The sequence below is a fragment of the bacterium genome, from assembly GCA_040755795.1.
GTDB lineage: Bacteria > UBA9089 > CG2-30-40-21 > CG2-30-40-21 > SBAY01 > JBFLXS01.
This window is the reverse complement of the sequence record JBFLXS010000018.1, coordinates 14646-27332: the sequence shown is the minus strand read 5'-3', so window position 1 is coordinate 27332 and position 12687 is coordinate 14646. Positions and strand designations below refer to the sequence as shown.

The window sequence follows — 12687 nt, the reverse complement described above, 5'->3', positions numbered from 1 at the left end:
AACTTAACAAAGCAATAGGTTGTTCACCACCTTATTTTCCTTCCTTTGCGTCCTTTGCGAAATCTTCCTTTGCGCTCTTTGCGGTTAAATCTTTATACCTTTAAAAAACTTGAACATCAAGTATTAAAAGAGTTAGAAGACAAGAAGGGTAAAGTGTGGCATATGAAAGGTATGTGCCAAAGGATATTGGAGTTTCAGGGATAAATTTTGATAAGAAAGGTGTTTCAGTAAGTGATAGAATCTTTTCTATTGCTTCATCAATATGTTTTACCTGGCGTAATGGGAATGTTGGTTGTAATAAGACTACAAAATCCGGCATATAGCCTTGAGATTCAAGATACATCAAAGTATCTCTTAGAATTGTTTACTCATAGCAGAATAATAATCATCTTTTAGATATTTATGAATTTTTATAAAAAAACATATCATTGCTATTATTGTCATAAGTATAATAACAAAAGATAATGTAAAGAGTGTGGCATACGAAAGATATGTTTCATAAGGACCTATTGGAATATCAGGGATAAACTTTACTAATATTGGCTTAAATATTAACAAAGGATTTATTGCACCTCCAATGTCAGACAGAATGTGAAGAAAGACAATAATTGCCCATATCTTTCTAAAGCTAACCCTGAAAAACATAAGATATGTCCCAATTCCTCCTAAAAAGCAACATAGGGAAAGAAAAACTTTTCCTTGAGTCTGGGAAGAACAGTGTATCAGAATAACAGATTGAATTAAAAGACTGACAAAAACTAATAATATTCCAGTTAATTCTTTTTTAGTTAAAATACAGTTTTTAAAGTTCTCTTTTTCTTTTAAAGAAAGTAATATCAAAAAGAATGGGAAAAACCATTGAAAATATATAGGAACGAATGCCTTAGAGAAAAGAAGTGAACCAAAAGTAAATAAGAATAAGTTTCTTGTAATCTCTAATTTTTCATCCTTTATCCTGAATTTTAAAATATATATAAACATGAAAATAAGACCAAGAATACCATAAAAAGTAGCAATTTTATTAAAGAGTATATTCAATGGACACATTACGGCACTCTTAAGTGGATTTTGGTCATAAGGAATCATCGTATGGGTTGAGAAATAGTGAATAGCATTTTGATATATCCCAATTCCTGTTTTTATCAGATTTAAAGGGGAAAAGAAACCTACACTTGGTATATGACTTCTGAAGTTAGTTGCCCCTGTATATGGATATAATACAGATAGACCTGAATTTAGATAAAATGGAAAAAGTAAGATTAAAAAAGTAATTGTCCATACAAAGATATATTTAACTATCTGTCTAATCCCCAAAATTCTATAAAGATAGATTATAATTCCTGGGAATAAAATAATGGGAACTTGTTTAAAAAGAATACTAATAGCTAAAGTGATTGCTGAAAGTTTATATCTTTTAGTAAGGAGAAGATAAATACTTGTTATCATAAAAAATATAAAAACATCGTCATCATTACCCCAAAATCCTGGACCGAATAGAGTAATGTAAGAAAAGGAGAAAATTATAGTTAAATATTTTGCTCTTTGTATATCTGATATTCTCTTTAATAAATAGAAAAATACTATTATTGTTAAACTACTAAAAATAATACTTGGGAACTTAAGTAAAAAGTAGTTTGTTCCAAATATTGCTATCCATCCTGCCATTAAAGTGGGGAAAAAGGGAGGATAGATAAATATTTTCCCATTACTTATCGGAACAAGATAAAGTGCTTTACCCTCTAATAAAAGATTTGCTGAATCAATGTAGGCATAGAAATCATGAGGAGTATCCGGATACTTAATAAAGATATAAGCCAATATGATTTTTATTATAAAAGTTGTCAATAGAACGCATATAATAAATCTTCTTTCAGATGAGGGAAAGAATAAGTTTAATATCTCCCCCCTTAAATTTTTCATTGTGACCACCTCTTTTAATCAATGAACATCCGTTTTGAAGCTCTGAATGCATTTACTTTCAAAGGATATATTTTAGTTGGAACTCTCCAGAATAACTGAATAATATACTGTGGTTGTTTGTAAGGTAATATTTCCATATCAAAACCACTCTTATTTAAAGATTCACTTATTTCCTTGATAGATAACATTCTAACATATGTAAATTTCATAACTTTTGTTAAGATTAAAGTATAAAGGGGGTAAAGCAAATCTTCTATTTTCGCTATTAATGATGAGCAAGTACTTTCGAAAATAAGAAGTTTACCCTCTGATGATAATAGTTTTGAACAATTTTTAAAACATATACTCAGATTTTTCAATATGTCATTTTTCGGACCACATAAATGATGCAAAACACTACTCATAATAATAAAATCACACTTTACTTCTTTATCTAAATCAATGCATATATTCTCAGACAAAATATCTCCAACACACCATTCACCATTCACCATTAATTCAATGTTTTCAGGTTTTGCAAAAAGGTCTAAAATAATTATTCTCTCAGCTAATTTGGTATCATAAGGAAAAATTCCTGCGGATCCTACATCTAATATTATCGGTTTTCTACTATTTGTCAGAATAAAATTATTGATTTCTTTGTTAATTATCGATATCATCTCGCTATAATATTCTGGTTGAGCATTCATTACCTTATCAACATAATCTTTATAAAATTCAAAACTTCCACTTTTTTCATTTTCCATTTTTTCCCTTTTAATCTCCTGATATCTCCTCCCTTCTGTAAGAATAATAGTAATCCTTCAGGTGGTAATTTACCGCACAGACGCAGAGAAACAGCGAAGCCCCGGAAATAAATCAGATCACAGAAAAGATTATTGATGCAATCATGATAAAATACATAGAACATCAAAACCAAATTTGGTAATCAATCAGGATATGTCGGTCATTAAAAGCTTGCTCTGATGAAAATCAGAAATGGAATGAAGCGTTTGGTAAATAGTTTTTAATTTTTTTCTCTGCGTCTCTGCGGTGAACGGTTACGAATAATAGTTACTTTCGATAGATTCCGTAGATAGTCATTCCTACAGGTAAAGGAATTCGGTGTTTTATAAAATAATTTTCCATTTTTAATAAAGAATAGAAAATATTATTGATAAATTTAGGTAGTTTTATAAAATGGATTTTAGAATTAAAATTATTCCGTTTTAATATTCTCTGCACAGCTACCGGTAAAAATAACAAAAATCCCCAATATCCCAATTCTACGCATCTAAAATTTAAAAGATTATTTTTAAGAGTTTTTATATTATATCGTCTAAAGTGTTTAAGTGCCCTGTCATGAGAGCTATACAGAAAATTAAATGCAGGAACAGTTAATATAAAAAATCCACCTGGCTTGAGTGTACGGTAAATTTCATTAATGGCTAATTTATCATCTTCAATGTGTTCTAATACATCAAAGGCCAACACTAAATCAAAAAAAGCATCAGGATAAGATATCTGACAGGCGTTGCATACCTTTTTCTCAAAAACAAATTCTTGCGGAATTATTTTCAGGACATCAGAATCTATGTCTATTACATATACCTTTCCCCATCGACTAACGATTGGTAAATCATCCCCTGTGCCAGCACCTACATTTAATATCCTTAAGCATCTTTTGCTTTTTAATTTGTCTATCAAGATATTTATAAGTTGAATCTTACCTTTATGCCAAAAAAAATCCTTTGTTACTCCGATTTGATACTCTCTATAATCCATAATGATTTCCTTAAAGTAAGTATTTTTTCACTAATGTAAGATAATCAAAAAAAGAATTAATATAAGCTGATAGAGAACGTTTTGTCCCGGAAATATTTCTCCATTCTTTCACTGGAACTTCGAATAACCAGGTACTTTCATCTTGCAAAAAAGGAAGACGCAATATACGAATAATAATCTCTACATCAAATATCCATTTTGAACAAAAGGGTTTTTGAACCATAGGAATAAGTATTTCACTCTTAAAAAGTTTTGCACCACATTGAGTATCGTAAACAGCAAACCCAAAAGTTAAAGATATAACTGTACTAAATAATCGTCCCAGATAGTGACGAAAATTTATCCGCTCAATTTTCCTTCCACACAAATGAACCCTGCTACCAATAACTGCTTGCACATTTGGATTTGTTTGGAAAATATCCATAAAATCCCAGATTTCTGAGAGAGGAACTGCCAGATCAGCATCCCAGAAACCTATTAGGTTATAGGAACCATTCTCCAGCAAATACTTCATCCCAGTCCGCACTGCTTCACCCTTTCCCATGTTTTTATTTAATGATAAACTTAATGCTCTCACTGGATTGGAGGCACAAATTTCCTGAATAACTTTTAGTGTATTGTCCTTACTACCATCATTTACAAATAATAATGTTAGATTTGGATTATTTGATAATTCTCTGATAAAAACATCTACCTTTAATCGCTTTTCCTCATTATAACAAGGAATTACAAGGGCAATATTTATTGTCGATACCATAATTATATTCCCTACCTAAAGTTTTCTATCTGCCTATACTTTAAAAGGAACTCAATATGATTTCTTATCTATGAATAGTTATTAGAGACAAGTAATTGTTTTTACGATATTATACTATATACTGGCAAAAGTTTGTTGTCAAGTAAAAAATTTAAAGATCAGTAATGGCTCAGTGAAATGTGGGAAGTTTGTCTGAAAATGAGAATTTTTTACTACAGAAATACAGAATTACAGAATAAAAATCAAATTTCCATTTTTTACTGTTTAAATATAGATTTAAAACACCTCAAATGGCAGAACCCATACCATGTCCAATAAAGATAGTAGGGTAAATAACGCTGGATTTTAAAGTTTGTAACACCCGCAAATTGAAGACTTGAAGGGTCTAATTTTATTTCTCCCATCCGAAGTTTATTGATAGCAATTTTTACCACTAATTCAAAAACAAATGCCCAACCACCTTTTGGAGGTGTTTCTATCTTTATTGATTTCAACACACTGGTGCGAAATAACTTAATTGATGTGGACATATCAAACAATGGAATGTTCAATAACTTAGAAAATATGAAATTACCGGTAATACTAAGAAAAAATTTCATTCTTGGACCACGAGTCCTTTGCATTTTATAGGCATAACGATTTCCAGAGACTAAATCATACCCTTCATCCATTAAATCCATCATCATATTCAATGAACCCTGTGGGTCAGTGTGGTAGGCACACCATATTCCTACTACAGGAGATTTTGCTTCATCAAGACCTGTTCGGAATGCCCCTAATACACCACATCCTTCTTTATTCTGCACAGAATGTAACGCTGGATATTGCGATTGAAGTTTTTGAAGTACAGGTATAGTAATATCTTCTTCTTTATCATAAACTGCAATTATTTCAAATCTGCGGTGAATTGTTTTAAACAAGGTATGAATAACATCTTCAACTATATTTCCTTCATTGTGCACCGGGAAAATTAGTGAAAGTTCATATTTAATATCTTCGTTAGTATGTGTGTTCATTAAAAAGTCTCTACCCCCCAAATGAATAGAGGAAAATTATTATAAAACTCTTGTTCTTTCTTCTTTCCTTCTTCATATCCATTTTTAACAAATGCATTCGGGTTCAATATACGCATCATATAAGGAGATTTTATTTCCAGTTTCGATTTGGGATATTTTCCCACAAGTATTTTTAAAAAACCATTATTTGGACCGCTAAGTATTACTGATTTATTTTTACGAGCCATAGATATAAAATATTGTTCCAAAACTTGTGCATCCCCACCATATTCACCTACATCAATTTTGTTCAATTGGTCCATATCTATTTCTTCACTGGTTTTCCAGAGAACAATATAGGCTAATCTTCCCTGTGACCTTAATTCATATTTAGAAAATCGAGAAATAGAACTTAGAGAAACAATTAATTCTTTTGTTCTAATTGACTCTGCTATTTCTCTATCTTTATCAATACCTGGAGGAATATTTGGAAGTAAAGATACTGGAATCACCTCGCAGGAAGATATAGTAGAACCTTCATCTGAGTATATTAAGTTTAGTTCAAGTTTAGCTCCGGTTATCCAATAGCCCCGTTTTTTATAAAACTCCTCTGCCCCAGCCCCAGGAAGTAATATTGAGGCATCACAACCTTCTTCTCGGGCTATTTGTAACGAATATTCTAAGCAATTTCCTGCATAGCCTCGTTTTCTAAAATTGGGGTGGGTGCAGACACAACTTATACCCATAAATATATATTTTCGCCCTCTAATGTTGTAAGTTAAAGGGAGATAAGTCATAAATGATACTAATTGTTTTCCATGAAAGATTCCTACCATTCGATTGATGTTATCATAATTAAGAACATGTCTAAAAGAATCTTCCATATCGCGAGGTCTTCCATATGCGGAACGAAATACATCGTTGCATAAAAAGATGGCATTTTCATACTCGGATAGTTTGAGAATACGAGGAGAATATTCACCAAACATATTTATACATCCTCTATGTTCTTTTTATACCATTGCACTGTGCGGGTTATTCCTTCTTCTAATGAAATAGATGGAGTAAAGTTAAAAAGTGACTTTATTTTTTTGTTACTTAAGCATTTTCTTTGAATACCTTCCGGCATTGAAGTATTCCATATAATTTGTCCACGGTAGTCACAAATTTCTGCTATTATATTGGCTAATTCACGAATGGTTATTTCTATTCCTGAAGCAATATTAAGAACCTCTTCACCATCATATTGCATACTTGCCTCAATGACACCTTTTGCCGCATCTTCAACATATAGAAATTCGCGTGTTGCATTTCCAGTTCCCCACAAAGTTACAGTATTTTCTTTGTTCCTTACGGCACGACAAAACTTAGTAATCATTGCTGGAATTACTTGAGCGTTTTCCTCATCAAATGCATCTCCCTCCCCATAGATAGCAGTTATTACCAGGTTTGCTGTCTGCATCCCATATTGCCTGCGATAAGATACCGCCTGGACAGCAAGATTTCTAAGGGACATTGCCTGTGCCATCACATTTGATTCAGGAAGTCCTTTCCAAAAATCTTCTTCTTCAAATGGTATTGTAATATTATCAGGATAACAACAATTAGAGAGAATGTTCACTACCTTTGGAACATTATAAAGCCGTAATTGTTCCATAAATTCAATTCCAAAGGAGGCATTCTGATAAAATATCTCTCCTGGATATTTTTTCATATAAAGGATTCCTCCCCTGGCTTGAACTGTATTAATAGCAATATCTGGCCGAATTTCCCCAAGAATAAGTGCTATCATATCTATACGCTTTGCGTTATTTGTAGGAATAGGAATTATCTTCTGGTTACTTCCTTCTGCCACTTTTATAATCGCTTTGCCAAGAAAAGTATCACTTCCGAACAAAACAATCTTTTTCATCTGAAATACTCTCCTTTTGAGATTTATTTTTTTCCATAGTATTTACGCACTGCATTAATAACATATTGTATATCTTCGTCAGTTTTTCCTGCTCCTGATGGAAACCATATACCATGTTCTGCCGCATAAGCCGCATTGCTAAAATCCCCGTCTTGATGGTAAGGTGTTTGTGTATGTATTGCTGGCCAAAAAGGTCGACAGTCAATACCTTGTGTTTTTAGACTTTCAATAAGTCCTTCCCTATCCTCCACAAGTGCATCTACCCATAAAGGAACAGTTCCCTTCTCAAAATCAGTTTCAATAAAAGTAACCGTTGGCAAATCTGCCAGGGCATTATAATACAAAGTCCAATCATGTTTTGCTTTTTCTAATCGACCGGGAAGATAATTAAATTGTGCATTGGTGAGAGCGGCATATATATCCGAGAATTTGAAATTAAACCCGATTTCAGGATGATAATTCCAGGAACGGGATAAACGACCGTGGTCCTTCAATCGGACAACTTTCTCATAGATATCCTGCCGATTGGTAAAAATGAGTCCTCCCTGGGCTGATGTTATTATCTTTGTTGGCGCAAGAGAAATACACCCTGCATCTCCAAATGTCCCTAAATATTTTCCTTTATAAGACGACCCTAATCCTTGAGCTGCATCTTCTATGACAGCTAAATTATACTCTTTTGTTACAGATTGAATCGCATCCATATCTGCACATCGGCCATTAATATGAACAGGTAATATGGCTTTAGTGCGTTTTGTTATAGATGATTTTAATTGATTCGGGTCTATGTTTAGATCTGACAAACGGATATTAACTAAAATAGGTTTAGCTCCACATAGTATAACAGCATTAGCAGTAGCAATAAAAGTCAAATCAGGAACAAGCACTTCATCCCTTTCTTCTACACCACAGGCCTTCAAAGCTAAATAAAGTGCAATCGTTCCACTACATGTTGCTAAGACATAGGCTACATTAAAGAACTTTTGCATTCTTTGTGTCAGTTCTGCGGTTTTCTTCCCTTCATTAACAAATCCATTCCGAATAACATCAGCAACTGCTTTAACATCTTCCTCTGTAAATTGAGGTTCCCACCAGGTTAATTTACTGATAGGAATTTGCTTTTGGAGTGTCTTGACTGTTATATCCATTTTTGGTTCTTCTGGTGGGAAGATTTTACCACAAATTTTATCCTTTGTCAACAAAAAATTCGGTTCTTCAGAAATTCTCGGTGAAAAATTAGATAGAGACTCATTATTCCTTATTTTCCTCTCAAAATCTTTACGAAAAATATTTTTCTCTATTTTTCCTAAACATAGATGAATTCAGTCTCTAAAAATTCACCGAGAATTGCTGTCGGTTCTTTTGAAAAAATCTAACCCGAATGGTGTTTTTGCTATGGTTTCATAAATAAGGGGAAAATAAAGCGTAATAAAATTAAGGCAAAAAAACCTATCACAATGATAGCAACTAAAAAACATCCCTTTTTTACATTCGCCGTTGTCCATAAAAATTCCTCTTTCCCTTTATCCATAATTTCCATTTTTTGCTGAAGAAGTAAATTTTTAATATTTTCGGGTAGGTCATTTATAGAATTTATTTTCTCTTCTTGAAGGTTCTCTTTCTTTTCCTTACGAAAGATTTTGTTGCATAAATTGCAATATAACGCATCATCTGAATTTTTATAACCACATTTAGGACATACTAACATAATAATATATATATTTTATCATAGAATTTATTTTTTGCAAGTAAAATTTGAGTAACTACTCAGGTAACCGTTCAGGTGGTAATTTACCGCAGAGACGCAGAGGAACGGAGAAGACATGGAAATAAATCAGATAACAGAAAAGATTATTGATGCAATACATAGGACATCAAAACCAAATTGTTAATCAATCATGAGATGTCGATCCTCAAAAGATTGCTCTGATGAAAATCAGGGATGGAATGAAGTGTATGGTAAATAGTTTTTTATTTTTTTCTCTGCGTCTCTGTGTCTCTGCGGTGAACGGTTACCTCATTTTATTAAATTGATATTTTGCCTTTTTGGCGGATTGGATGAATTTACGGACAACTTCATATCGCTCAATGCTACCAGTGGGTTCATGGACAATTGAAACTATAAAGAGCCAATTCATCAACTCCTCAAAACTCTCCTTGTGAAAATACAATATCCCTTCATATCTATTTAAATGAATGTAATTTTGAACCTCAGGGTCTTTTAAGATATTAATTAAAGGATTTTTAATCCACTGGTGATGCTTAATCAAAATCTTTATCAAAAATTCCTCACGATAAGCAACCCAGTCATCTGTTCCCATTGCCTGAATAGTTTGTCGAATAATCTTGCCCAGCAACCATTCATCAATCCAGGTCAGGCTTTGTTCCTCATAATCAGTTATCTCTGCTTTTATCCGTCCTAAGGAATAAACCACCAGCCAGATTAACAAAATTCTTTTATTGTTAGGATAGGTGCGGAAAAAGTCAATAGTCTCAGGGACATCCAATTTTTCCAGTTGGAGTGCCGCCAAAAAAACTCTTTTTAAATGACTGGCAACCGTTTCGACATCACCCAGTCCTTCGCTAAAGTGTTTGACTGCCCACAACAATGCCCTGATTTTATCCTCAAATTCGTTTATTTCACCACCAGCCAATTTATGAAGGGTGTCTGGATTTATAATTGCCGTAAAAGGTATGTGGATTGGTTTAAGATAGAGCTCGGTCACTGCCTCTTCAATATTTGGCACACCGCGACCGTTGAGGAAATTTGTTAGATTCCGATAGTGTCCTTCAGGGGTGTCATATATTTCACGGAAATCCATAAAGATATGGTATTTGAATGCATCTAACTGGACATACAGTCCATTTTGGGCAATTTCTCGCCCCTGACGGATGTATTCAAGTCCAGTTTTGTAATCTTTAAAGATATAATAATATGGCTCATCGGTTTTTAATTTTAGTCCTTGTGCTAATGTTTTCTGGATGAGGTGTTTGCCATCAAGCGAAAAAGCGACAGATGTTTTAATCCAGCCAGCGGCCTGCTCAAATTTATTGTGATAAAGGATAATCGCTCTCTCATCGCCACACATATTAGAATAGGCAAAGACATTTTCATTTACATAGCCGTGTTGATTATAAAAATCATAAAGCAGAAAATTTTCAACACCACTGAACAGGTATCGTTTTTTCATTAAAGGGAATATTTCGCTTTCGTGTCGCCAGACGAGATTCCAGTCCACCTGTTCATCCCAGTATGCCCTTCGATACTCCATCCCATATTTTTCTCCAAACCCTTCGATTTGTCCATGACCAAACATAGGTAAGCCAGGCATTGTGACCATCATCAAAAGCACACCAAAATATTTATCATCTTTGCCAAATTGAGCCAGAGTGGTCTCTTCATCCGGGTTATTCATAAAATTAACAAACCGCTTCAATATTTGGGGGTTAAATTCTAATACATTTTTTATTACCGAGCGATATTTTGCATTTTCTTCCATTTTAAGCATGTTCATAAAGGCACTATTATAGACGCGGTGCATACCAAGTGTGCGAACAAAATAACCTTCCATCAGCCAGAAAGCCTCTGCCAGAAGTAGTGTATCAGGCACCTCAGCCGCAACTCGGTCAACTACCTCTCTCCAGAATTCTGCAGGAAAGAGTTGGTCAAATTCTTTTTTAGTTATGCCATATTCAGCCCTTGATGGAATATCACCACCACTACCAGGCTGAGGAAACCAGAGTCGTTGATAGTGTTTTTTAACCAGCGTCATTGCCGCATCAAAACGAATGATGGGAAATTGCCTTGCTACATGAATGATTGTCTGGATAACCGCTTCACGCACCTCTGGCATCAGAAAATTCAACTGAGCGGTATCATTCCAGGGCATATGCGTGCCATCATTGCCGTGATAAATGTATCTTTCGTCGCCAGTCCAATGGTCAACTCGTTTAAAGACAACCGCCGCATCCTGCCTATTCCAATAACCATCCTCGATATAAATCCCAACTCGCTCATCCCAGGATAGATTAACCCCGGTAAACCGATATGAGGGGAAAGGGCTGTGTCTTAAGTGAATAAACCAGTCAGGATGTTCAATCACCCATTTTGAGTATATGCCCATATGGTTTGGCACCATATCGCTGGATAATCGAATACCGTGACTAAATGCCCGATTTCGCAAATTCATAAGTGCAGACTCCCCTCCTAAATCCTCAGCAATGGTGTAGTCATAAAGTGAGTAGGCTGATGAGATTGCCTCTGGATTTCCACAAATCTGCTTTATTTTTTGTGAGGCTGGACTTCTTTCCCATAAACCAATCAGCCACAAAGCCGTAAATCCCCATCGGGCTAAAATATCTAATTCCTCATCAGGTATCTCATCCAGCTTAGTTATGGCTCGGTGATATTTTTTAGATAATTGCTCCAGCCAGACATAAACATTTTTGGCTATTAAAACTACATTTGGCATCCAATCTGCATCCGGGCTAAAACGCTCATATTCAGGGCCCAAACCAGTATCAATGAGTTTGAAATCCGGGACTAATGTTGGTCCGGCGCCAATTGCCCGAAATTTGTCTTCTTCTTTGATTAAATCAAGTGCCAGTAAAATGCGGTAAAGAAGGTCTTTTGAAAGCAAATGAGCCCAATTTTCTCTAATATAAGCCAGTTGACCTGTTAACGAATGCGGTGATGCCTTTACTGGTGCCCTTAAAAAATCAATCAGGCACTCTTCTTTTGCACCAAATCGCGGTTGAGTGTTAAAATAATCAATAAGTGAACTTACAATTTGTGGATAGGGTGTTGTTTTCTTTAATTCAAAATCCTCAAACAATTCAGCAAACGATAAGAAAGCAGGATTATTATTGGCTAAATATAGACAAATCATCTCTTCTGTCAGGATTTCAGAATGGGATATACCGTTGGTTTCTGCTTTAAGATACGCCTCTTTAGATTGCCTTTCTTGATAGACGAGAAGTGGTGGAAATTCATCGATAAATTTAAGCAGGGTGCAATTAATTATTTCCGCACCAAATTTGTCATTTAGCCAGTTGACGGCGTTCTTCAAGGCGCTGGGATTTTTATCCTGGCGATACCGACCGCAGACATAATGAATGATTTCATCAATTAATCCCATAGCATTGATGTGGCTGGCACGGACAGGTTCCATAAAACCAGTTGTCCAATCACGGCGTTGGTTTATTTTTTGAGCAAACAGCCGAACCGCATAAAAATCTGTTAGAACGACATTTCCAGACAAACAATAGATATTTTCGTTAAACTGATAGCGAAGTCTTGATTTTTTAGAGATATGAAATTCAAAACACGACATTTTTAT

The 12687-nt window shown here is 34.4% G+C and carries 11 protein-coding genes; all 11 read right to left on the bottom strand.

What is annotated here, in order from left to right:
* Positions 1-100 precede the first annotated feature (100 nt).
* Positions 101-343 (bottom strand): hypothetical protein, encoded by a 243-nt coding sequence (locus AB1414_02690; GenBank protein ID MEW6606350.1) that lies wholly within the window; start codon positions 341-343, stop codon positions 101-103.
* A gap of 11 nt (positions 344-354) precedes the next feature.
* Positions 355-1920: a glycosyltransferase family 39 protein gene (locus tag AB1414_02685; GenBank protein MEW6606349.1), complete on the bottom strand. Its 1566-nt coding sequence runs from the start codon at positions 1918-1920 to the stop codon at positions 355-357.
* Between the two features lie 14 nt (positions 1921-1934).
* The gene (locus AB1414_02680; protein ID MEW6606348.1) at positions 1935-2666 is read right to left on the bottom strand and encodes a hypothetical protein; all 732 of its coding nucleotides are present in this window, start codon (positions 2664-2666) and stop codon (positions 1935-1937) included.
* Positions 2667-2973: 307 nt separating this feature from the next.
* Positions 2974-3684 carry a class I SAM-dependent methyltransferase gene (locus tag AB1414_02675; protein MEW6606347.1) on the bottom strand — a complete coding sequence of 237 codons (711 nt, stop codon included), beginning with the start codon at positions 3682-3684 and terminating at the stop codon, positions 2974-2976.
* A gap of 10 nt (positions 3685-3694) precedes the next feature.
* The gene (locus tag AB1414_02670) at positions 3695-4441 is read right to left on the bottom strand and encodes a glycosyltransferase (GenBank protein ID MEW6606346.1); all 747 of its coding nucleotides are present in this window, start codon (positions 4439-4441) and stop codon (positions 3695-3697) included.
* Between the two features lie 257 nt (positions 4442-4698).
* Entirely contained in the window at positions 4699-5457 is a 759-nt protein-coding gene (locus tag AB1414_02665) for a glycosyltransferase family 2 protein (GenBank protein ID MEW6606345.1), read from the bottom strand.
* Positions 5457-6425, bottom strand: coding sequence for a GNAT family N-acetyltransferase (locus tag AB1414_02660; protein MEW6606344.1), 969 nt, complete (start codon positions 6423-6425; stop codon positions 5457-5459). The genes AB1414_02665 and AB1414_02660 overlap by 1 nt, the downstream gene beginning before the upstream one ends.
* Positions 6426-6427: 2 nt before the next feature.
* Complete coding sequence (locus AB1414_02655) at positions 6428-7348, bottom strand: NAD-dependent epimerase/dehydratase family protein (protein ID MEW6606343.1); 921 nt, start codon at positions 7346-7348, stop codon at positions 6428-6430.
* Positions 7349-7371: 23 nt separating this feature from the next.
* Positions 7372-8496 (bottom strand): DegT/DnrJ/EryC1/StrS family aminotransferase, encoded by a 1125-nt coding sequence (locus tag AB1414_02650; protein ID MEW6606342.1) that lies wholly within the window; start codon positions 8494-8496, stop codon positions 7372-7374.
* A 245-nt stretch (positions 8497-8741) separates the two neighbouring features.
* Complete coding sequence (locus AB1414_02645) at positions 8742-9056, bottom strand: zinc-ribbon domain-containing protein (GenBank protein ID MEW6606341.1); 315 nt, start codon at positions 9054-9056, stop codon at positions 8742-8744.
* 304 nt (positions 9057-9360) lie between these two features.
* Positions 9361-12681, bottom strand: a complete 3321-nt coding sequence (locus AB1414_02640) for an alpha-amylase family glycosyl hydrolase (GenBank protein ID MEW6606340.1) — start codon at positions 12679-12681, stop codon at positions 9361-9363.
* Between the last annotated feature and the right edge of the window lie 6 nt (positions 12682-12687).

Excerpts from the sequence above, each read along its gene's own strand:
- AB1414_02690 (MEW6606350.1), bottom strand. The coding sequence starts at position 343 with ATGTATCTTGAATCTCAAGGCTATATGCCGGATTTTGTAGTCTTATTA.
- AB1414_02685 (MEW6606349.1), bottom strand. The coding sequence starts at position 1,920 with ATGAAAAATTTAAGGGGGGAGATATTAAACTTATTCTTTCCCTCATCT.
- AB1414_02680 (MEW6606348.1), bottom strand. The coding sequence starts at position 2,666 with ATGGAAAATGAAAAAAGTGGAAGTTTTGAATTTTATAAAGATTATGTT.
- AB1414_02675 (MEW6606347.1), bottom strand. The coding sequence starts at position 3,684 with ATGGATTATAGAGAGTATCAAATCGGAGTAACAAAGGATTTTTTTTGG.
- AB1414_02670 (MEW6606346.1), bottom strand. The coding sequence starts at position 4,441 with ATGGTATCGACAATAAATATTGCCCTTGTAATTCCTTGTTATAATGAG.
- AB1414_02665 (MEW6606345.1), bottom strand. The coding sequence starts at position 5,457 with ATGAACACACATACTAACGAAGATATTAAATATGAACTTTCACTAATT.
- AB1414_02660 (MEW6606344.1), bottom strand. The coding sequence starts at position 6,425 with ATGTTTGGTGAATATTCTCCTCGTATTCTCAAACTATCCGAGTATGAA.
- AB1414_02655 (MEW6606343.1), bottom strand. The coding sequence starts at position 7,348 with ATGAAAAAGATTGTTTTGTTCGGAAGTGATACTTTTCTTGGCAAAGCG.
- AB1414_02650 (MEW6606342.1), bottom strand. The coding sequence starts at position 8,496 with ATGGATATAACAGTCAAGACACTCCAAAAGCAAATTCCTATCAGTAAA.
- AB1414_02645 (MEW6606341.1), bottom strand. The coding sequence starts at position 9,056 with ATGTTAGTATGTCCTAAATGTGGTTATAAAAATTCAGATGATGCGTTA.
- AB1414_02640 (MEW6606340.1), bottom strand. The coding sequence starts at position 12,681 with ATGTCGTGTTTTGAATTTCATATCTCTAAAAAATCAAGACTTCGCTAT.